Source organism: Pseudomonadota bacterium, from assembly GCA_037200975.1.
GTDB lineage: Bacteria > Pseudomonadota > Gammaproteobacteria > Steroidobacterales > Steroidobacteraceae > CADEED01.
This window is the reverse complement of record JBBCGI010000001.1, coordinates 309,833-330,440: the sequence shown is the minus strand read 5'-3', so window position 1 is coordinate 330,440 and position 20,608 is coordinate 309,833. Positions and strand designations below refer to the sequence as shown.

The 20,608-nt window shown below is 64.8% G+C and carries 19 protein-coding genes; 10 read left to right on the top strand and 9 right to left on the bottom strand.

Annotated elements, in window-relative coordinates; translation table 11 throughout:
• Nucleotides 1-25: 25 nt before the first annotated feature.
• Both WDO72_01450 and WDO72_01445 read left to right on the top strand, forming a co-directional pair.
• Nucleotides 26-1,351 carry an ammonium transporter gene (locus WDO72_01450; GenBank protein MEJ0084320.1) on the top strand — a complete coding sequence of 442 codons (1,326 nt, stop codon included), beginning with the start codon at nt 26-28 and terminating at the stop codon, nt 1,349-1,351.
• Nucleotides 1,352-1,366: 15 nt separating this feature from the next.
• Complete coding sequence (locus WDO72_01445; protein MEJ0084319.1) at nt 1,367-1,666, top strand: hypothetical protein; 300 nt, start codon at nt 1,367-1,369, stop codon at nt 1,664-1,666.
• Between the two features lie 147 nt (nt 1,667-1,813).
• On the opposite strand, the gene WDO72_01440 is transcribed toward WDO72_01445, so the two are convergent.
• Nucleotides 1,814-2,125, bottom strand: coding sequence for an alanine-zipper protein (locus WDO72_01440; GenBank protein MEJ0084318.1), 312 nt, complete (start codon nt 2,123-2,125; stop codon nt 1,814-1,816).
• Nucleotides 2,126-2,325: 200 nt separating this feature from the next.
• On the bottom strand, nt 2,326-2,739 hold the full coding sequence (locus WDO72_01435; GenBank protein ID MEJ0084317.1) for a hypothetical protein: 414 nt from the start codon (nt 2,737-2,739) through the stop codon (nt 2,326-2,328).
• Nucleotides 2,740-3,013: 274 nt separating this feature from the next.
• On the opposite strand from WDO72_01435, the gene lexA reads away from it, so the two are divergent.
• The 6 genes from lexA (at nt 3,014) to WDO72_01405 (ending at nt 9,888) form a co-directional block, all read left to right on the top strand.
• Nucleotides 3,014-3,646, top strand: coding sequence for a transcriptional repressor LexA (gene lexA / locus WDO72_01430; GenBank protein ID MEJ0084316.1), 633 nt, complete (start codon nt 3,014-3,016; stop codon nt 3,644-3,646).
• Nucleotides 3,647-3,679: 33 nt separating this feature from the next.
• On the top strand, nt 3,680-4,042 hold the full coding sequence (locus tag WDO72_01425) for a VOC family protein (protein ID MEJ0084315.1): 363 nt from the start codon (nt 3,680-3,682) through the stop codon (nt 4,040-4,042).
• Nucleotides 4,029-4,421: a DUF3224 domain-containing protein gene (locus tag WDO72_01420; GenBank protein ID MEJ0084314.1), complete on the top strand. Its 393-nt coding sequence runs from the start codon at nt 4,029-4,031 to the stop codon at nt 4,419-4,421. The genes WDO72_01425 and WDO72_01420 overlap by 14 nt, the downstream gene beginning before the upstream one ends.
• 25 nt (nt 4,422-4,446) lie before the next feature.
• Nucleotides 4,447-5,082 carry a translesion DNA synthesis-associated protein ImuA gene (imuA, locus tag WDO72_01415; GenBank protein MEJ0084313.1) on the top strand — a complete coding sequence of 212 codons (636 nt, stop codon included), beginning with the start codon at nt 4,447-4,449 and terminating at the stop codon, nt 5,080-5,082.
• Nucleotides 5,083-5,236: 154 nt separating this feature from the next.
• Nucleotides 5,237-6,796 (top strand): DNA polymerase Y family protein, encoded by a 1,560-nt coding sequence (locus WDO72_01410; protein MEJ0084312.1) that lies wholly within the window; start codon nt 5,237-5,239, stop codon nt 6,794-6,796.
• Nucleotides 6,793-9,888, top strand: coding sequence for an error-prone DNA polymerase (locus tag WDO72_01405; GenBank protein MEJ0084311.1), 3,096 nt, complete (start codon nt 6,793-6,795; stop codon nt 9,886-9,888). Before WDO72_01410 ends, WDO72_01405 begins: the two co-directional genes overlap by 4 nt.
• Nucleotides 9,889-10,502: 614 nt before the next feature.
• Here WDO72_01405 and WDO72_01400 read toward each other — a convergent pair.
• The 5 genes from WDO72_01400 to gspC form a co-directional block, all read right to left on the bottom strand.
• Nucleotides 10,503-10,769, bottom strand: coding sequence for a hypothetical protein (locus tag WDO72_01400; protein MEJ0084310.1), 267 nt, complete (start codon nt 10,767-10,769; stop codon nt 10,503-10,505).
• Nucleotides 10,770-10,852: 83 nt separating this feature from the next.
• Entirely contained in the window at nt 10,853-12,067 is a 1,215-nt protein-coding gene (gene gspF / locus WDO72_01395) for a type II secretion system inner membrane protein GspF (protein ID MEJ0084309.1), read from the bottom strand.
• A 15-nt stretch (nt 12,068-12,082) separates the two neighbouring features.
• A complete protein-coding gene (gspE, locus tag WDO72_01390) occupies nt 12,083-13,570 on the bottom strand; it encodes a type II secretion system ATPase GspE (GenBank protein ID MEJ0084308.1) in 1,488 nt (495 codons plus the stop codon).
• A 13-nt stretch (nt 13,571-13,583) separates the two neighbouring features.
• The gene (gene gspD / locus WDO72_01385; GenBank protein ID MEJ0084307.1) at nt 13,584-15,695 is read right to left on the bottom strand and encodes a type II secretion system secretin GspD; all 2,112 of its coding nucleotides are present in this window, start codon (nt 15,693-15,695) and stop codon (nt 13,584-13,586) included.
• 7 nt (nt 15,696-15,702) lie between these two features.
• Nucleotides 15,703-16,650, bottom strand: coding sequence for a type II secretion system protein GspC (gene gspC, locus WDO72_01380; protein MEJ0084306.1), 948 nt, complete (start codon nt 16,648-16,650; stop codon nt 15,703-15,705).
• Nucleotides 16,651-16,767: 117 nt separating this feature from the next.
• Here gspC and clpS point away from each other — a divergent pair, with 117 nt between their 5' ends.
• Together clpS and clpA are read left to right on the top strand one after the other, a co-directional pair.
• Nucleotides 16,768-17,097, top strand: a complete 330-nt coding sequence (gene clpS, locus WDO72_01375) for an ATP-dependent Clp protease adapter ClpS (protein MEJ0084305.1) — start codon at nt 16,768-16,770, stop codon at nt 17,095-17,097.
• Nucleotides 17,098-17,140: 43 nt separating this feature from the next.
• Complete coding sequence (gene clpA, locus WDO72_01370; protein ID MEJ0084304.1) at nt 17,141-19,420, top strand: ATP-dependent Clp protease ATP-binding subunit ClpA; 2,280 nt, start codon at nt 17,141-17,143, stop codon at nt 19,418-19,420.
• Nucleotides 19,421-19,445: 25 nt separating this feature from the next.
• Here the strand turns inward: clpA and WDO72_01365 are convergent, their stop codons facing one another.
• Nucleotides 19,446-20,348, bottom strand: a complete 903-nt coding sequence (locus tag WDO72_01365; protein ID MEJ0084303.1) for a GyrI-like domain-containing protein — start codon at nt 20,346-20,348, stop codon at nt 19,446-19,448.
• A 15-nt stretch (nt 20,349-20,363) separates the two neighbouring features.
• Nucleotides 20,364-20,582 (bottom strand): translation initiation factor IF-1, encoded by a 219-nt coding sequence (gene infA / locus WDO72_01360; protein MEJ0084302.1) that lies wholly within the window; start codon nt 20,580-20,582, stop codon nt 20,364-20,366.
• Nucleotides 20,583-20,608 lie beyond the last annotated feature (26 nt).

Sequence of the window (20,608 nt, the reverse complement as noted above, 5' to 3'; positions counted from 1 at the left end):
GTTGCCATTAGTCAGAATGGCGGCCATGAGTGGCAGAAACCTTGGAATCTTCACGGTGCTCGCGGGCTTTTCCGCTCCCGTGTTCGCGCAATCGGTGCCTGAAGCCGCTGTCCGGACCGCGCCGTATCTCGTCGATGCCGACAAGATCAGCACCGGCGACACCGCCTGGATGTTGACCTCGACCGCGCTGGTGTTGCTCATGACGCTGCCGGGTCTTGCGCTGTTCTACGGCGGCATGGTGCGCAAGAAGAACCTGCTCTCGACCATGGCGCAGAGTTTCGCGATCGCCTGTCTCGTCACCGTGTTGTGGGTCGTCATCGGCTACAGCCTGGCATTCACCGAAGATTCGCCGTGGCTCGGCGGAACGACGCGTTTCGCGCTCGAGAACATGTTCTACGCCAAGGGCGGGCAGGTGTCGGTCAGCCATCTGGCACCGACCATTCCCGAGTCCGTCTTCATGATGTTCCAGATGATGTTCGCCATCATCACGCCGGCGCTCATCACCGGCGCGTTCGCCGAGCGCATCAAGTTTTCATCGATGCTGGTGTTCATGGCGCTGTGGTCGCTGTGTGTGTACGTGCCGATGGCGCACTGGGTGTGGTCGCCCGACGGCTGGCTGGCCTCGCTCGGTGTGCTCGACTTCGCTGGCGGCACCGTGGTGCACATCAACGCCGGCGTCACCGGTCTCGCCTGCGTGATCATGCTGGGCGAGCGCAAGGGTTACGGCACCGATCCGATCTTTCCGCACAATCTCGCGCTGACCATCACCGGCGCGGCGTTGCTGTGGGTCGGCTGGTTCGGATTCAACGCGGGCTCGGCGCTGTCGGCCGACGGACGCGCGGGTCTCGCGTTCGCGAATACGCATTGCGCCGCCGCGACGGCCGCGCTCACCTGGATGGCCATCGAATGGGCGGCGCGCGGCAAGGCCAGCGTGCTCGGCATCGCCTCGGGCGCGGTCGCAGGTCTGGTCGCCATCACGCCCGCCGCGGGTTTCGTGGGCATCGGTGCGGCGCTGGTGATCGGCGTCGCCGCGAGTCTCGGCTGTTTCGGCGCAGTGGTCGGGCTCAAATCCTGGTTCGGCTACGACGACTCGCTCGATGCGTTCGGCATTCACGCGGTAGGCGGCATCGTCGGCGCGGTGCTCACGGGTGTGTTCGCCTCGGTCGCCATCGGCGGCGTCGAGGGCAACATCACGGCACAGCTCATCGGCATCGGCGCCTGCGCGGCCTACGCGCTGGTCGTCAGCCTCATTCTTCTCATGTTGATCTCGGTGACGATCGGCCTGCGTGTCAGCGAAGAAGCCGAGGCCGCCGGCCTCGACGTCAGCACGCACGGCGAAAGCGTGGAGTAGACAGCCATGGGCGTCATGAACAGCACGTCAGACAGATTGCGGCGCGCCACGCAGTTGTGGCACGCCTACCTGGCCATTACCGGCGAGCGATTCGAGCTCGCGCAATTCCTGCAGGATGCGGCGTACGAGAAGCAGACCATCACGACGGCACTTGCGAGCGGCGATCAGAAACTGATCGGGCTCGCGCAGGAGTGGCTGTTGGGGACGGGCCAGGCGACTGCGGCCAACGTGCCTGCCCGCAGCGCGCCGGCCGTCGCCGCGCCCGCGGCCGCCGAGGCTCCGAAACCCGCACGCTACCTGCGCGGCGTCCGCTGACTCATCGCGGGCCGGCGAGCCGCGCAGACTTTGCGCTCCGGAAGATTTGCCTCACACCATCCGCGGGAAAGCAAAAAAAAACGCCGCGCGGAGCGCGGCGTCTCTTCAGGCAAAGGCCAGTTCTTTTTTAAAGAATGGCTAAAGCTCTTACTTCGAGATGGAGCGACGGAACATCCGGTCGATCTTCTCGTTGGTCGCATCGCAGCAGGACTGCGAGGCTTGCGCGGCGGCCAGCGCCTGGTTGGCAGCGCTCTGAGCACCGCTCGCGGTCGACGACGCCGACTGCGCGGCGGCATTGGCCGAATCAGCCGAGCTCTTGGCAGCAGCCAAGTCCGAGGTGAGACGGCTCACCTGCTGTTTGAGGTTTTCGACGTCGGCTTGCAGAGGCTTGAGGTCCTGGCAGCCGGCCAACATGGTGAACGCTGCAACGGCAGCAACCTTTAAAATCGCACTCTTCATAACGATCAATCCCCTTATTGGTGGTTGAGCAAGTCCGCTTTCCCTTCAATAAGCAACGCAAGCGATGCGTAGTGAAGGTAGACGTCTATTAGGCGGGCGCAACTGCAACAAATCCGCGCGTTGTTTGCAACTGAAATTTCTTTCGTGTCGGCCCATGGCGACAGGATTGTCAGGCTCGGCTATTAGGTTGACTAACACAATCAAGCACGATCGACGCCATCGCGCAGAATTTCTCGTGCGGCGTTGTGACCGGGAAGTCCAGTGACGCGGTCACCCGGAGGGGCGCCCGATCTACACAAGTGCAGGCTTTTCAGCGGTGTGCGGTAATCACCGTAGCCTAACACTGGCCGCGCGGCCCACCATTGGTCGAGGCTCCACGCGCCGTGGAAAATATCTACGCCTGTTAGCGCGAGTTTTTCTTCGAGATCGAGCGGGCTCAGGACCGAATGCCCGACGACGCGCGCGCGGAAGTTTGGCGCGTGAGAATTCACCGTCTCGAAGATGAGGTCGATTGCTCGCTGTTTTTCCTGACACCAGCCGCGTCCGCCCGGCCGGTTGTAGGAGAAATGCTGACAGGACAACGAGGCAACGTCGCAGCCGTACGGGGCCTTCACGCCGTCGCTCTCGAACCAGTGTCTAACAAGTTGTCGGCGTTGCGCATGAACAGCTCGTGGATGTCGCGCTGCACGGCGGCATCGAGTTTGCGGAAATGACAGCCCATCGAAGGCGCGCTCCACGGCTCGCGCGGGCGGCGCGGATTGGCGGGCGGTGTTCGAGCAGTTGGCGACGCAGCAGCTCCACCGAGGAGTGCCTGCTTTGGGTGCTTGACCTGGATAAATCCACAGTGTACAAATCCTCAGCCCTGATTCTTCTTTAAAGGAATCCGCCATGTCCGATCTCACTCCACGCCAGACCGAAATCCTGCGGCTCATCCAGCGCCAAATTAATGAAACCGGCATGCCCCCCACGCGCGCGGAGATCGCCGGCGAGCTGGGCTTCAAGTCGCCCAATGCCGCCGAAGAACATCTGCGGGCGCTCGCGCGCAAGGGCGTCATCGCACTCGTGCCGGGCGCCTCGCGCGGTATCAAGCTCATGGACACCATGCGCGAACAGATGGGCTTGCCGCTCATCGGCCGGGTCGCCGCGGGCCGTCCCATCCTTGCCGAAGAAAACATCGAATCCCGGCTCGACATCGACCCCAGTATCTTTCAGCCCAAGCCGCATTACCTTCTCAAGGTGGTCGGCATGTCGATGAAAGATGCCGGCATCCTCGATGGCGACCTCGTGGCCGTGCATCGAACTCCCGAAGTGCGCAATCGGCAGATCATCGTGGCGCGCCTCGAAAACGAAGTCACCGTCAAGCGTTACAAACAGGAAGGCTCGGTGGTGTGGCTGCTGCCCGAGAACGCGGACTTCGAACCGATCCGCGTCAACATCAAGGAAGACCCGCTCATCATCGAAGGTGTGGTGGTTGGCGTGTTGCGGCGGGGCGCGTCTACACGTGGAAATGGCCTGTCGTGATCTGCCGCCGTCTCCGATAAGAAGGTCTGTTTCATGTTGTTAGGGTTGCGCACCGGCATTTACCGCACGCCGGACATCGCCGCCGGCAAGCTCTGGTACATGAAATTCCTGGGCTTTCCGCCGTACTTCGATCAGCCGTTCTACGTGGGCTTCAACGTGGGTGGTTATGAGCTGGGCCTCTCGCCGGATGCGGCGCAGTCTTCGGTCGGTTGCTACTGGGGCGTGAAAGACATCGTGGCCGCGCACGCGCGGCTGCTCGAGCTCGGCGCCGAGCCATGTACGGATATCCAGGATGTCGGCGAGGGGATTCGCGTGGCCGACGTGCTCGATCCTTTCGGCAATGTGCTCGGCATCATCGAAAACCCGAATTTCAGTTTGCCCCATGAAAACAGCTAAAGGCAGTTTCGAAGTCACGGTGCAGCCGCTGTCGAATGCGGAAGTCTCGGTCGATGTGATGTTCGGGCGTTTTCTGCTCATCAAGAAATTCAGCGGCGATCTGGTCGCGGAGGCGCGCGGGCAGATGTTGTCCGCTGGCACCGCGACGCCGGGCTCCGCGGGTTACGTGGCCATCGACCAGGTCACGGGCACGCTCGAGGGGCGTGCGGGCGGCTTCGTGTTGCAGCACTCGGGCACGATGAATCGCGGTGCGCCCGGTTTGTCGATCACGGTGGTGCCCGATTCCGGTACCGGCGGCCTCGCGGGTATTGCCGGCACCTTGAAGATCAACATCGTTGATAAAAAACATTTCTACGAATTCGATTATTCCTTCATATAAACCCGGTGCAAGCAGCCCTTCATCCATGTCAGCGACCGATCAACAACTTTCGGAGTTGCTCGCCCACCCGTCGGTGTGGCGCGGGCGGAGCCGCGCGGCGACGGAAACCTTGCCCACCGGTTTCGCGGCGCTCGATGCGGGGTTGCCCGGCGGTGGCTGGCCGCGCCATGGCCTCGTAGAAATACTCACGCCGCAACCCGGCGTCGGCGAGCTCTATCTACTGCTGCCGGTGCTAGCGGCCCTGTCGCGGGCAACCCCTGCGCGCTGGTGCACCTGGGTATCGCCGCCCCACGAGCCTTTCGCGCCGGCGCTCGAAGCGCAGGGCGTGGCGCTCAACCGCATGCTCATCGTGCGCACGCCCACGCCGTTGTGGGCGCACGAGCAGGCGCTGCGTTCGGGTGCCTGCGAGATGGCACTGGCCTGGCTGCCACGCGCCAGTCCACGTGCGGTGCGCCGGCTGCAGCTCGCGGCCGAGCAGGGTCGTGCGCTCGGCGTTTTGTTTCGCAGCCAGCGGTACGCCCACGAGGCTTCGCCTGCCATGTTGCGGGTGCTGCTCGATCCGGCGATCGACGGCACCCACGGCGCGCGCGTGACCCTGCTCAAGAGCCGCGGCGGCAGCCGCGAGCCCATTGTTCTGGAATGGTCCGCGGCGGCGGCGTGAACGCGGCCGCATGCATCCCCGCGCGTATCGATTAGTTTTTCCGGAGCCCAAGCCGAGGCGCACGCCGTCCGTTGTACGAGTGCGGCCGGCGGCGCCTCCGCCTTCGGGGCCCGGGCCTTCCGATCAGGCGGCGCTCGCGCTCGAGTCGCGCGAATTGTGGATTGCCGTGCATGTGGCGCAGTTGCCGCTGCTCGCTTTGCGCGCCGGTTCCAAAGACGCGCACACCGCGCCGCTGGTGGTGGTCGACCCCGAAGATCACCACCAACGCATCATCGACGCCGATGCCCACGCACAGGCCGCTGGCGTGCGTATCGGCATGACCCTGGGCGCGGCGCTGGCCGCGGCGCCGCGCATCGAGCCGCGCCCGCGCGACGCGGCGCTCGAACTCGCGCTGCTGCAGCGGCTCGCGGGGCTGGCGGCCGCCTTCACGCCGCAGGTGTCCATCGAGGCGCCGGACGGCCTGCTGCTCGAGATCAGATCCAGCATCGCGCTGTTCGGAGGGGTGCGCGCGCTGTGCCGCCAGTTGCGCGACGCCTGCCGTGCCGATCCGGTGCTGGCGAAAATGCAGCCGCACTTCACGCTGGCGCCGACCGCGTTGGCGGCGCTGGCCGCGGCACGCGCGGGCGCCCGTTGCTTCATCACCGATGTGAACGTGTTGCCCGCGCGGCTCAAACCACTGCCACTCACCACGCTGCGCTGGCCCGCGGAGCAAAACGCGCGCCTCGCCGCGATGGGAGTGCGCACGCTCGGTGAACTGATGCGCCTGCCGCGCGCCGGCTTCGCCAAACGTTTCGGCGTGGCGCTGCTGGCCGACCTCGACCGCCTGCTCGGGCGGCGCGCCGATCCGCGCCGCCGGCTCGTGCCGCGCGAGCGTTATCGCGGGCGGCGCGATTTCGATCACGAGATCACCGATCAGGAGCGCATCCTGCAGGCGCTGTCGCCCTTGTTAGGCGAGCTCGAGCAATTCCTGCGCGAGCGCCAGCGCGGCATCACCGCGTTGTTGTGCCGCTTCCATCATTACCGCGCCGCGCCGACGCGTTGCGTGCTGCGGCTCGCGGCACCCGAGGCCAATGCCGCGCGATTGCTCGCATTGCTGCGCGAGCGTCTCGCCACGCTCGCATTGCCGGAGCCGATACGCCGTTGCGATTTGCGCAGCGGCGCACTCATCGAACACGCCTTGACCAGCAAACCGCTGTGGTCGCCCGGTGAGCGCGGGCACGCCCCGGCGGGCGAAATGCCGCAGCTCATCGAGCATCTGCGCGCCAGGCTCGGCGCGGCGGCGGTGTATGGCCTCGCGCGCGTCTCCGACCATCGTCCCGAGAACGCCTGGCGCGCCGAAAAGGGGACAGATCTATTTTTGGAAAAGGGGACAGATCTATTTATTGACGAGGTGCGAGGTGATTCCCCAACGCTGTCTTCAATAAATAGATCTGTCCCCTTTTCCAAAAATAGATCTGTCCCCTTTTCGGCGCCGCGCCGGCCGCTGTGGCTGCTGCATGCGCCACAACCACTCGAAGCGCAGCGCGGCCGGCCGCGGCGCAACGGGCCGCTCGAGTTGTTAGCGGGTCCCGAACGCATCGAAAGCGGCTGGTGGGATGGCGCCGACGTCCAGCGCGATTACTACGTCGCGAGCGATGCGGGCGGCGCGCGGCTGTGGATCTACCGCGAGTGCGCGGGCGCGCGGAGGTGGTTCCTGCAGGGACTGTTCGGATGAGCGCCGCCGTGCCCGGGTACGCCGAGCTGCATTGCCTGAGCAACTTCACTTTTCTGCGCGGGGCTTCCCAGGCAGAAGAACTGGTGGTTCAGGCCCGGGAACTCGGCTACACCGCGCTCGCCATCACCGACGAATGTTCGTTCGCCGGCGTGGTGCGCGCGCACACCGCCGTCAAGAAGATCGGCGGCGGCATCAAACTCATCATCGGCGCGGAGTTCCGGCTCGAATGCGGGCTGCGCTTCGTGGCGCTGGCGCTCAGCCGGGCCGGTTACGCGCGTTTGTCGCGTTTCATCACGCGCGGCCGGCGCGCGGCGCCGAAAGGCAGCTACGCGCTCACGCGCGCGGATGCCGCGGAGTTGTTAGGCGAGGCGGCGGTGGTGGCGCTCTGGTTGCCCACGCTCGATCCCGAGACAGGCGGGCAGGGCGAATGGCTGGCCCAAACCTTCGCGGGCCGCGCCTGGATCGCGGTGGAGCTGCTGCGCGACGGCCGCGATCGCGAACGGCTCGCCACCTGCAGGGCTTTGAGCGCCGCGCATGGTTTGCCGCTGACCGCCGCCGGCGACGTGCACATGCACGTACGTGAACGGCGCCCGCTGCAGGATGCGCTCACGGCCGTGCGTCACGGCATCACGTTGCGCGAGGCCGGCGAGCGCCTGCATCCCAATGGCGAACGCCACCTGCGCGAGCGGGCGCGGCTCGCGCGGCTCTATCCAGCGGAATTGCTGGCCGAGACGCTGAAAATCGCCGCGCTCGCCAGTTTCTCGCTCGACGAGCTGCGCTACGAATATCCGCGCGAGCTGGTGCCCACGGGCGAAACCGCGGCTTCACATCTGCGCAAGCTCACAGAGGAAGGAGCGCGCAAACGCTGGCCGCAGGGTATTCCGCCGGATATGCACACGAAGATCGACCACGAGCTCGAGCTCATCGCGGACCTCAAGTACGAATCCTATTTCCTCACCGTGCACGACATCGTGAAAGAGGCGCGCCGGGTCCACATCCTCTGCCAGGGACGCGGCTCGGCCGCGAATTCCGTGGTGTGTTATTCGCTCGGCGTCACGGAGGTCGACCCTTCCCGCGGCCAGTTGCTCATGGAGCGCTTCATCTCGCGCGAGCGTAACGAACCGCCCGACATCGACATCGATTTCGAACACGACCGCCGCGAAGAAATCATCCAGTACATCTACCGCAAGTACGGCCGCGACCGCACCGCGTTGACCGCCACCGTCATCAGCTACCGCCCGCGCAGCGCGCTGCGCGACATGGCCAAGGTGATCGGGCTCGATGCGGTGCAGGCGGAACGATTGTCGGGCGCGATGCAGTGGTGGGACCACGCGGTCGACGAGGCACGCGTGCGCGAGGCCGGCTTCGAGCCCGACAACCCGCAGGTGAAACGGCTCCTGTATCTCGCCGGGCAGTTGCTGGGCTTTCCACGACACCTGTCGCAACACGTCGGCGGCTTCGTCATTTCGCAGGGGCCGCTGGAAGAACTCGTGCCCATCGAAAACGCGGCCATGGCGGATCGCACCGTCATCGAATGGGACAAGGACGATCTCGACGATCTCGGCCTGCTCAAGGTCGACGTGCTGGGGCTCGGCATGTTGTCGGCGTTGCGGCGCGGGCTCGATCTCGTGCGCGATTTCCGCGGCAAGTCCTTCGCGCTCGCCGACGTTCCCAAGGAAGACCCGCGCGTCTACGAGATGATCTCGCGCGCCGACACCATCGGCGTGTTCCAGGTCGAATCGCGCGCGCAGATGTCGATGTTGCCGCGGCTGAAGCCCGAGAAGTTCTACGACCTCGTGATCGAAGTCGCCATCGTGCGGCCCGGGCCCATCCAGGGCGGCATGGTGCACCCCTATCTACGCCGGCGGCAGAAGCTCGAGGAGCCCACGTATCCGAGCGACGAGGTGAAGAGTGTGCTGGAACGCACGCTGGGCGTGCCTATCTTCCAGGAGCAGGTCATGCAGCTGGCGATCGTGGCCGCGGGCTTCACGCCCGGCCAGGCCGACGAACTGCGCCGCAGCATGGCCGCGTGGAAGCGGCGTGGCGGTCTCGGCCATTTCGAGCAGCGCCTCATCGAAGGCATGCGCGCGCGCAATTACGACGAGTCCTTCGCGCGCCGGATCTTCAGCCAGATCCAGGGCTTCGGCGAATACGGGTTCCCCGAATCGCACGCGGCGAGTTTCGCGCTGCTGGTGTACAGCTCGGCATGGCTCAAGTGTCACGAGCCTGCGGCCTTCACCTGCGCGTTGATCAACAGCCAGCCCATGGGTTTCTACGCGCCCGCGCAGCTGGTGCGCGACGCGCGCGATCACGGGGTCGAAGTGCGGCCCATCAGCGTCTGCGCCAGCCATTGGGATTGCACGCTCGAGCGCCGCGCCGACGATGAGCCGGCGCTGCGGCTCGGGTTGCGCATGGTCAAGGGTTTGAGCGAGGAGTCCGCCGGACGTATCTGCAGCGCGCGGGCGTCCGCCGCGTTCGCGAGCGTGCAGGACCTCACGCTGCGCGCCGTTCTCGAACGCCGCGAGCTCGAAGCGCTGGCCGATGCCGGCACGCTGCGCGAGCTCGCCGGCAATCGTCATCTGACGTTCTGGCAGGTGGCCGGCAACGAGCAGGGGCTGCCGCTCGCACCCGTGCCACTGCGGCCGGAAGGCACGCCGCTGCTCGCACCACCCACCGAGGGACAGAACATCGCGGCCGACTATCGTTCGGCCGGCCTCACGCTCGGGCGTCATCCGCTGGCTCTGCTGCGTGAGCAATTGACCGCCGCGTATATCGTCACCTCCGCCGATCTGCGCGAGTTGCCGCATGGCCGCGTGGTGCGCGTGGCGGGCATCGTCACGGCGCGCCAGCGCCCGCAGAGCGCCAGTGGCGTCATGTTCATCACGCTCGAGGACGAAACCGGGCACATCAATCTCATCGTGTGGGAGCGCGTATGGGAGCGGGCTCGCCGCATCGCCAATGGCTCGCGGCTGCTCGAGGTGCACGGGATGCTGCAGAAAGAGGGGCTCGTGACCCATGTGGTGGCGGCGAAACTCGTGGATCGCACGGCGATGCTGGGAGAGCTGGTGACGTATTCGCGAGATTTCAGGTAAGGCAAGAAGAAGTTGGAGAGAGGATCAAGAGGCGCGCTTCGCGCAGCCTCGTCAGCGCTCAAGGGAGCGCGCCCTTCGGGTTCCCGAAAGCCGGGCTACGAAAAGCTACATCTTCAAAAATGGTTGCGCGGATGTGCACCAGCGGCTTTTCGCTTTACGCCCGGCTTTCGGCGCGCTCCATTCGCGCTGACGAGGCTGCGCGAAGCGCGCCCAAGATCCGCTCTGCAAGTTCGTCTTGCCGGGCCGGAGTTTTCGCCGCGTTCAAAAGAACTGTCATCCACTCACTCGCTTGTGGCCCCCGGAGCCAACTACCGGGCGCATTCGCGAGGTCGCACGTTCTTAGCCACTTGGCACGGCGATGAGCGTCGCGAGGCGGAGAAGTGCGGAGGGAGTACCGCGACGTGCGAGCGGGTGGTGAGGTTGACTGCTTCGCTGGCGCGAATGGAGCGCGCCGAAACCCGGGCGTAAAGCGAAAAGCCACTAGTGCCCTTCAGCGCCCCAATTCGGAAAATGTAGCTTTTCGTAGCCCGGGTTTCGGGCACCCGAAGGGCGCGCTCCCTTGAGCGCCAGCGAAGCATTCAACCTCGCCACCCGCTCGCGGGGTACTGAAACCCTCAGCTCTTCGACCCATTCATATTGCGAACCGCCGTGCTGTCGTCATCGATGTTGTAATCATCGAAGTCGCTAGTCAGCTCCGCGGTGTGTTTGTCCTCGACGCGGCGTTCGAGCTTGCGCCAGGCTGGATCGCCTTGCTTCTGGCCACGCTTCTTCGCGGCGTCCAGGTCTTTCGCCAGACGATCGAAATCGACTTCGCTGGTGGCTTCGAAGGCGACTTCTTCCTCGTCCTCATCGAATTCTTCTGACTCGGGCTTCTCGTTCATAACTGACGGCGCGACCCCAGATGCGCGCGTTATAAAACGGGAGCCGCCGTCATGCAATGCCCAAAATGAGAATCAGTGAAGGTTCAGCGAATGAAATTGTTCATCTGGAAGATCGGCATGAGCATTGCAAAAACGATGCCCATCACGAACATGCCCATCGCGACGATGAGCAGGGGCCCGAGCAATCCCACCAGGGCGCCCATCATCGCATCGAGCTCGCGTTCCTGATTGGTCGCGGCACGGTCCAGCATGTTGTCGAGTTCGCCGCTCGATTCACCCGAAGAAATGAGGTGTACCGTCATGGGCGGGAACAGTTTGCTCGAAGCGAGCGACCGCCCGATGGGGGCGCCTTCCCGCACCCGCGCGGCCGCCGCGGCCACGGCGTCGCGCATGGGTAGATTGGTCACGACTTCGCCGGCGATCCGCATGGCTTCGAGCACCGGCACGGCACTGGCGGTCAGGATGCTGAAGGTGCGCGTGAAGCGGGCGGTATTGAAGCCGCGCAGCAGCCGGCCGAACAGTGGCAGCCGCAGCAGCAAGCGGTGCCAGTGGCGGCGATTGTCGGGGTTCTTGAGCCAGTAAACGAACGCGAAGCCCGCGGCGACGATGGCGATGACCAGGTACAACCCGAAATTGCGCAGGAAGTCGCTGACGAAGATCAGTACCCGCGTGGCGAACGGCAACGTGCCCTTGCTGGATTCGAACACCTCGATGACCTTGGGAACGACGTACACCATCATGCCGGTCACGATCCCGAGGCAGATGATCGACAACACGATGGGGTACAGCAGTGCACCCAGTACCTTCTGCCGCGTGACTTCGCGGTTCTCGGTGTAGTCGGCCAGGCGTTCGAGCACGCCGTCCAGGCGGCCCGAGCTTTCGCCGGCGGACACGGTGGAGCGGTAGATTTCCGGGAAGACCTTCGGAAACTCGCCGAAGCCTTCGGCCAGCGTGTGGCCTTCCATCACCTTGCCGCGCACGCCGAGCATGATGCTCTGTACGCGCGGTTTCTCGGACTGCTGCGAGACGGCGAGCAACGCCTCTTCGAGCGGCAGGCCGGCCTTGACCAGGGTGGCGAGCTGGCGGGTCAGCAGCGACAGATCGCCGGCGGAGATCCCGCGCCGCAGTCCGAATGTTCGCTGCCGCTTTTCCTCGCCGTGTTTGACTTCCGCGACGGTGACCGGCAGCAGCTGGCGCTCGCGCAGCAACTGCCGGACATGTTTGACGGTGTCGCCTTCGACGACCCCGTTCTGTTCGCGGCCGGCGGTATCGAGAGCCGTGTATTCGAAGGCACCCATCGAAGGCTCGCGGCGTCAGTCCTCGCGCGTGACGCGCAGGACTTCTTCGATCGTGGTTTCGCCGCGCAGCACGCGGTCGAGGCCGTCGTCGCGGATCGACGGCGTCATGGTGCGCGCATAGCGCTCGAGCTCGTGTTCGGCGGCCTCGTCGTGAATCATGGTGCGCATCTGGTCGTCGACGATGACCAGTTCGTAGATGCCCGTCCTGCCACGGAAGCCGCTGCCGCCGGCGCCGGGCCTGTACAGCGTGGGGGAGGGATCGTCGGGCCCGAGCCCGAGCAGGCGACGTTCGTAGTCGCCCGCCTCGAACGCCGCGCGGTTGTCCGGGTTGAGCGTGCGCACCAGGCGCTGCGCGACCACGCCAATGAGACTCGAGGAAAGCAGGAACGGCTCGATGCCCATGTCGCGCAGGCGCGTGACGGCGCCCACCGCGGTATTGGTGTGCAGGGTGGATAACACCAGGTGACCGGTGAGCGATGCCTGCACCGCGATTTGCGCGGTCTCGAGGTCGCGGATTTCGCCGACCATGACCACGTCCGGATCCTGGCGCAGGATGGCGCGCAGGCCGCGCGCGAACGTCATCTCGACCTTGGTGTTGACCTGCGTCTGGCCGATGCCGTCGATGTAGTACTCGATCGGATCCTCGACCGTCATGATGTTCTGGGTGTTGTCGTTGAGGTGCTCGAGGCCCGCGTACAACGTCGTGGTCTTGCCGGAGCCGGTGGGGCCGGTGACGAGAATGATGCCGTGCGGCTTGCGGAACAGCTCGCCGATGCGCGCTTCGGTTTTCGGATCCATGCCGAGCGCCGAGAGATGCAGCCGTCCGGCCTGTTTGTCGAGGATACGCATCACCACGCGTTCGCCGTGGCCCGACGGCAACGTCGACACGCGTACGTCGACCGAACGCCCGGCGATCCTGAGGCTGATGCGGCCGTCCTGCGGCAGGCGTTTCTCGGCGATGTCGAGTTTCGACATGACCTTGATGCGCGAGACGACCAGCGGCGCCACGGCGCGCCGGCTTTGCAGCACCTCCCGTAACACACCGTCGACGCGGAAGCGCACCACCAGCCGGTTCTCGAATGGCTCGACATGGATGTCGGAGGCGTTTTCCTTGACCGCCTGCGTGAGCACCGCGTTGATCAGCCGGATGATCGGCGCGTCGTCTTCGCTTTCGAGCAGGTCGGCCTGTTCGGGCAGATCCTGCGCAAGATGTGCGAGATCGGTGGATTCCTCGACGCCTTCGGCGGCCTGCATCGCATCGTTGCCGGCTTCATAGGCCTGGCGAAGCAGCGAATCGAAGTACTCGTCTTCGACTTTCTCCAGCTTGACCGGCACGCCCATGTAGCGGCGCACCTCGGCGACGGCCAACGGCGCGGCGTCGTGCCGGTACACACACTCGGCGACGCCTTCATGCACACGGCGCACGAGTACTCCATGACGCTTGGCAAAGGCGAAACCGACGCGTTGCGGGCGGGCGATCTCGGGCGCGACGCCGGCGTTCATAAAGAGGAAGAGCTCATGGTTTCTGAGCGGGCACGACCGCCGAGCCGGGTGGCGGAGCGGAAGTCTGCGGTGCGCCGTCCGGTCCCACCGGCGCGTTGTTCGGCGGCGGCAACGGCGGCGGCGGCAGGACGGGCAGCGTCGGATCCTTGTTGAAAGGAATCAACGGCAGGATCTCGCCCGGGTTGCTGCCGGCCTTCTGCTGCATGTCGCGGATGAAGTTGTATTTCGCATCGGTGGCGATTGCCGTCGCGATGCCGTCGCGCAGGATCTTCGGGCGGATGAACACCATGAGGTTGGTCTTGTCGCGCTGGCGGCTGCGCGTCTTGAACAACTCGCCGAGAATCGGAATGCGGCCGAGATACGGCACGCGTTGTTCGCCGCGATTGGCGCTGTCGCGGATCAGGCCGCCGAGCACCACGATGCCGCCGTCCTCGATGAGGACGTTGGTGTTCACCGTGCGTTTGTTGGTGATCAAACTATTCGCGTCGCCCGAGGTGCCGGCGAGCTCGGAGCTTTCCAGCTCGATCTTGAGCTGCACCAGCGCGCCGCCTTCATTGACCTGCGGCGTGATCTTGAGAATCGTGCCGACTTCCTGGCGCTGCACCGTGGTGAACGGATTGATGTCGTTGCCGCCGCCGCCATTGTTGCCGGTGCTTGCATACGAGCCGGTGATGAACGGCACTTCCTGCGCGACCTTGAGCTGTGCTTCCTGGTTGTCCATGGTCACCGCCGACGGTGTCGCGATGACATTGGTGGTGGAATCGCCCTGGATGGCGCGCAGCATGGCCGCGAAGTTGACGCCGCCCGCCGCGATGCGGCCGATGCCGAAGGTCGAACCGGTCTGAAGCGCCGCCGGCGCGTTGGCAGGATTGTCGATTCCGGCCGCGAGCTGCAGCAGGTTGACCTGGCCGACGGGCTGAATGAAGGAGCCGATCGGAATGCGCGTGTCGTTGTCTTCCGACCAGACGGCCCAGTTCACGCCGAGCTCGGCATTTTTCTTCACGCTGACGTCGACGATGATGGCCTCGACCAGCACCTGGGCACGGCGGATGTCCAGCTTGTCGACAACCGACATCAGCGAGCGCATCACCTTGGAAGGTGCCGTGATCACCAGCGCGTTGGTTTCGGGTTCCGCCCAGATCGTCGTGGAACGATCGGCGCTGGCCGACACACCGCCGCCACCCGCGCCGCCGGCCGGGGCGCCGCCGGTGATCGCAACCGTCGCCGTGATCTGCTCCTTGAGCTTGGTGGCGATCTTCTCGGCGTCGGCGAACTGCAGATAACGCACCTGGGTGTCGCCGCCGTTGTCGAGCGGCGTGTCGAGATGTGCGACCAGCGCCTTGATGCGCAGGCGCGCGGACTTGTCGCCGCCGATGAGCACGCTGTTCGAACGATCGTCGGCGATCACGCGGCTCGGAGAACCGCCGCCGCCGCCTTCCTGCCCAGCCTGCTGCGAGAAAAAGGTATTGACCACGCGGACCACTTCGCTGGCCGACGCGTGTTGCAGGGCGATGATGTCGACGTCGTTGTCACCCTGCTGGTCGATGCGCTTGATGATGCGCATCACGCGGCTCACGTTGCTGGCGCGGTCCGAGAGAATGAGGATGTTGCCATTGGGGTAGGCGGCCATGTGCGCGGCCTGCGGCATCAGCGGCCGCAGTACCGGCACGAGCTGCGCGGCGTTCACGTTCTCGACCGCGATGACCTGTGTGATCAGTTCGTCCGAGCCTGATTTCACGCGGTCCGGCAGGTCGATGTTCGGCATCTGGCGCGCATTGGCGTCCGGCACGATCTTGATGATGCCGCCCGATTCCACCGCCACGAACTGGTGTACCGACAAAAGCGCGAGGAAAGCTTCGTAGAACGCATCGGGCGTCATCGCCGTCTGCGACAGCATCGTCACCTGCGCGCGTACGCGCGGGTCCGGGATGATAGTTTTGCCGGTGGCCGCGGCGACGGCCTCGATGACCTGGCCGATCTCCGCATCCTTGAAGTTAGGCGTAATGCGTTGCCCGTTGGTATTGCCGTTGCCCTGGGCTCCCACGATGCCGGCCGCGGCGAAAGCGACCATGGCCAGGATCGCGGCGACGCGGAAGGAAGACTTGGGTCGTGACTGGTGATTCATATTCTAGTTATTGGTTTCCGTTTTCGGGCGACGGCTGATCCATGGGGACCATGCCATTGTCACTCGTGCCTATCTGTTCGGCTTCGGCGGAAATCTGCGCGACGTTGAGCACGAGTTCCTGCTGTCGGCCATTGCGGGTCACCGTCACGCGTGCGTCGGTGGAGGAATTGAGAGTGCCGAAGATTTCCTGCGCGCGGTCCTTGTCATCGAGCGGCGTGCCGTTGATCGCGGTCACCAGATCGCCAGCACGAAGTCCAAGCCGCGCGAACGCCTGGCGGTTGGCGCCCGGGTAGACGCGGAAGCCGCGCATCTTGCCACCGGCGAAGACCGGCTGCGGACGCAGCACCTGGCCGATGACGCCGGGGTCATCGCTGACCAGCTTGCGCATGCGATCCATCATCGCGTCGTTGCCCGTGTTGGCGGCCACCGGGGGCGGCGGAGCGCCCGAGGAGACGGCGGCATTGCGCGGCAGGAACACGGATTCGAGTGCGCCGTTGCGCTCGATGATGGCGCGATCGTTGTAGACCGAGTGAAGCTGCGCACCGCCGGGTACCTGCTGACCGACGGAAACCACTTTCGCGGTGGCCGCGCTCTCCCCGATGATCGCCATGCCTTCCTTGGGATCGGCGGTCGCCATGAGTCCGGCCAGGACCAGCGGCATGCTGGACGGCGGTGCGTTGGCGGCATCGCCGCTGTTCGCCTGCGCGACCGCATCGCCAAATAGATGGGCGTTGACGAGAGCGCCAATATCGAGCGGCGCCATGGAGGGCTGGGCGGCGAGGGGTGGCGGCGCAGTCTGACGGCCGCGGCTGCCCAGACCGACTACGATGAGCGCCAATTGGGCTGCAAGGCCCAGCGCGAGAATGAATGTCACGACCTGGGGTGCGCGCGTCAATAGCGTGGAGCGCCAGTCGCCCCCGCCACCGCCGCTCGAAGTCCAGATGTTCGCCGTCATTTCCATGATGATACGTTTCGCTCCTCAGCACCCTCAAGCGCTTGTTTTGTCATGGGCTGAAGGCAGTGCGCCCTGCGCTCTTGTGTTGCCAATCGACGACCCCTATAAAGGTCGCCAATGCCCAGTTCCGAAACCGAACGCCCCGATCATGGCGGCGCGGGTCTCGCCGTCGAAGAAGCCGAGCCCAAGACGAAGCAGCCGCCCTTATATCAGGTCGTTCTGCTCAACGACGATTACACCCCGATGGAGTTCGTCGTCGACGTGCTCGAAAAGTTCTTCCGCATGGACCGGTCGACTGCGACACGCGTCATGCTGGAAGTACATACCCAGGGCAAGGGCATCTGCGGTGTGTTCACATATGAGATAGCAGAAACCAAAGTCGCCCTTGTTACCTCTTATGCCCGTGACCATCATCATCCTCTGATGTGCACGCTCGAAGAGGCGTGATTCGAAGATTCGCAGGTGATCTAACGGTCGAGAGGTGGCATAGGTGTTATCGCAAGAGCTCGAATTCTGTCTTAACGACGCCTTTGCCAAGGCGCGCGATGCCCGTCATGAATTCCTGACGGTCGAGCATCTGCTGCTGTCCATCCTCGAGACCCCGAAAGTGCGCGAGATCCTGCGCGCCTGCGGCGCCGATCTCGCCAAACTCAAGGATTCGCTCAACGAACACCTCGACCGCACGACCCCGCGCCTGGCCAACGATGAAGACCGCGAAGTCCAGCCGACGCTGGGGTTCCAGCGCGTCCTGCAGCGCGCGGTGTTTCACGTCCAGTCCTCGGGCAAGAAAGAAGTCGGCGTCGCCAATGTCCTGATCGCCATCTTCAGCGAAAAGCAGAGCCACGCCGTGCACCTGCTGAACCGCTCGGAAGTCACGCGCCTGGACGTCGTCAATTTCGTCTCTCACGGCCTCTCGAAGATCGCCGAGGAGAAAACCGCCAAGGAAGAGGCCGGCGCGGAGTCGGACCGCGGCGAGGGTGAAGGCGGCAGCGCGCTCGACAAGTACACCAGCAACCTCAACCAGCTCGCGCAGGACGGCAAGATCGATCCTCTGATCGGGCGGGCGCTCGAAGTCGAGCGCACGATCGAAATCCTGTGCCGGCGCCGCAAGAACAATCCGCTGTACGTCGGCGAAGCCGGCGTCGGCAAGACGGCCATTGCCGAGGGCCTCGCGCGCCTGATCGTCGAGGGCAAGGTGCCCGACGTGTTGTCCGATTGCACTATCTACTCGCTCGACATGGGCTCGCTGATTGCAGGCACCAAGTATCGCGGCGACTTCGAGAAGCGCCTCAAGAGCGTGATCGCGGAGTTGAAGAAGCAGCCCGGCGCGATCCTCTTCATCGACGAGATCCACACCGTGATCGGCGCGGGAGCCGCTTCGGGCGGTGTCATGGACGCCTCGAACCTCATCAAGCCGGTGCTGACCAACGGCGAGCTGCGCTGCATCGGGTCGACCACGTACCAGGAATACCGCGGCATCTTCGAGAAGGACCACGCGCTCGCGCGCCGCTTCCAGAAGATCGACGTCGTCGAGCCGTCGGTGAGCGAAACCGTCGATATCCTCATGGGCCTCAAGCCGCGCTTCGAACAGCACCACGGCATCACGTATTCCGTCGACGCAATCCGCGCGGCCGCGGAGCTCGCCGCGCGTCACATCAATGAACGACACATGCCCGACAAGGCGATCGATGTCGTCGACGAGGCCGGTGCGCGTCTGCGCCTGAAGCCGGTCAACGAACGCGAGCCGCAGGTCGAGGTGCGCCACATCGAAGACGTGGTCGCACGCATGGCCCGCATTCCAGCCAAGAGCGTCTCTAGCACCGATAAAGAAGTCCTGCGCAATCTCGAGCGCAATCTCAAGCTCGTGATCTACGGGCAGGACAGGGCGATCGACTCGCTCGCCGCCGCCATCAAGATGGCGCGCTCGGGTCTGGGGGATCAGCGCAAGCCGGTCGGCAGCTTCCTGTTCGCAGGTCCTACGGGTGTCGGCAAGACCGAAGTCACCCGCCAGCTCGCCATCGCCATGGGCATCGAGTTCATCCGTTTCGACATGTCCGAATACATGGAGCGGCACACCGTGTCGCGTCTGATCGGCGCGCCGCCGGGCTATGTCGGGTTCGACCAGGGCGGTCTGCTGACCGAAGCCATCGCCAAACATCCGCATTGTGTGCTGCTGCTCGACGAAGTCGAAAAGGCGCATCCCGAGGTATTCAACCTGCTGCTGCAGGTCATGGACCATGGCACGCTCACGGACAACAACGGCCGCAAGGCCGACTTCCGCCACGTGATCATTGTCATGACCACGAACGCCGGCGCGTTCGAGATGAATCGTGCGTCCATCGGCTTCGTCCAGTCGGACAACACCAGTGACGGTTCGGAAGCCATCAAGCGGCTGTTCTCTCCCGAATTCCGCAACCGCATCGACGCGATCGTGCAGTTCGCACCGCTCGACATGCCGGTCATCGAGCGGGTGGTCGACAAGTTGCTGCTCGAGATCGAGGCGCAGCTCGAGAAGAAGGGCGTGTCGATCGCGCTCGACGACGCCGCGCGCCGGTGGCTGGCCGAAAAGGGCTACGACCCGAAGATGGGCGCGCGCCCGATGGCGCGGCTCATGCAGGAGCAGATCAAGCGGCCGCTCGCCGAGGAGCTGCTGTTCGGGAAACTCGCTGACGGTGGGCACGTCAGGATCGGCGTGAGCAGCGACGGCAAGGAGCTCAAGCTCGAGACCTTGCCGACGGAAACGCCGGCGCTGCCGGCGACGTTGCAGTAGGCGATGGCGCTGGATCCCGGTGTCGCTACAGAGGCGCCACCGGGACGCAGATGTCGCAACTGAAAGCGCCGGTCTTTTCGTCGTAACGCCCGTCGACCGCGTAGTACTCGAAGAACGGCCGCGCATCGAGCTGCAGTCCGCTCATCGGCAACCAGTCGCGTAACAGCGCATCCCAGGCCGCGCCGATCTGCGCGCCCGTTCCTTCGAACGCCAGCGCAGCGTACTTCCCGCCCGGAATGATCTTGTGCTGCGGGTTCCCGCTGAGCACCTCGCCCTCACGGCTCTCGACACAGGCGTCATAGCGACACAGCGCCGGCTTTGTCACGCTCGGATCGTCGAGGCTCACGCCGAAGCGGTCACGGCCGAAAAGATTGTTAGTCGCCATCCACGGCGCGACGGTCTGCATCCAGAACTGGCTCAGGGGCGGGCCGTACGCCCCGGTGTGACGCAGGTAGGCGACCTGCACCGGTTCACGATCGACGAGTTTCACTTTCATGGCGGGCTCCTGTTTCGAGGTGCGGCCATTCTGTGTGCGCGTGAAGCGCGGAGCCTGTCCCGCCTTGCGCGCCATCTGATCGTGCTTGCTGTTTCGCCACTCCGTCGGCGTACTGTCGAAGCGCGCGCGGAAGGCGCGCGCGAACGCCTCGGCGGATCCAAAACCCACCGCGAGCGCGATCTCGAGCACGGGTACGGCCGGTTGGGCGCGCAGGCGGACCGCCGCCATCTCGAGGCGCCTGCGGCGCAGGTAGTCGCCGAGCGCCTCGCCCGTCAACGCGCGAAACAGCCGATGGAAATGAAAATCGGAGAAATGGGCGACGCCGGCGAGCGTGGCGAGATCGAGGTTCTGGTCCAGGTGGCGATCGATGTATTCGATCACCGCATGCATGCGTCGCTGGTATTCCGCCTGGCTGCGCCGCGAAGTACCCAAGGTGGGACGGGCGGCTTATCTGCCGCGGTAGACGATGCGGCCCTTCGACAGGTCGTACGGAGTCATCTCCACGGTGACCTGGTCGCCGGTCAGGATGCGGATGTAGTTCTTGCGCATTTTTCCGGAGATATGGGCCGTCACGACGTGACCGGTCTTCAACTTCACCCGGAAAGTGGTGTTAGGCAAAGTCTCGACGACTTCACCTTCCATCTGAATCGCATCTTCTTTCGACATCCGTAACCTGGTGGCACCCGCGAAGG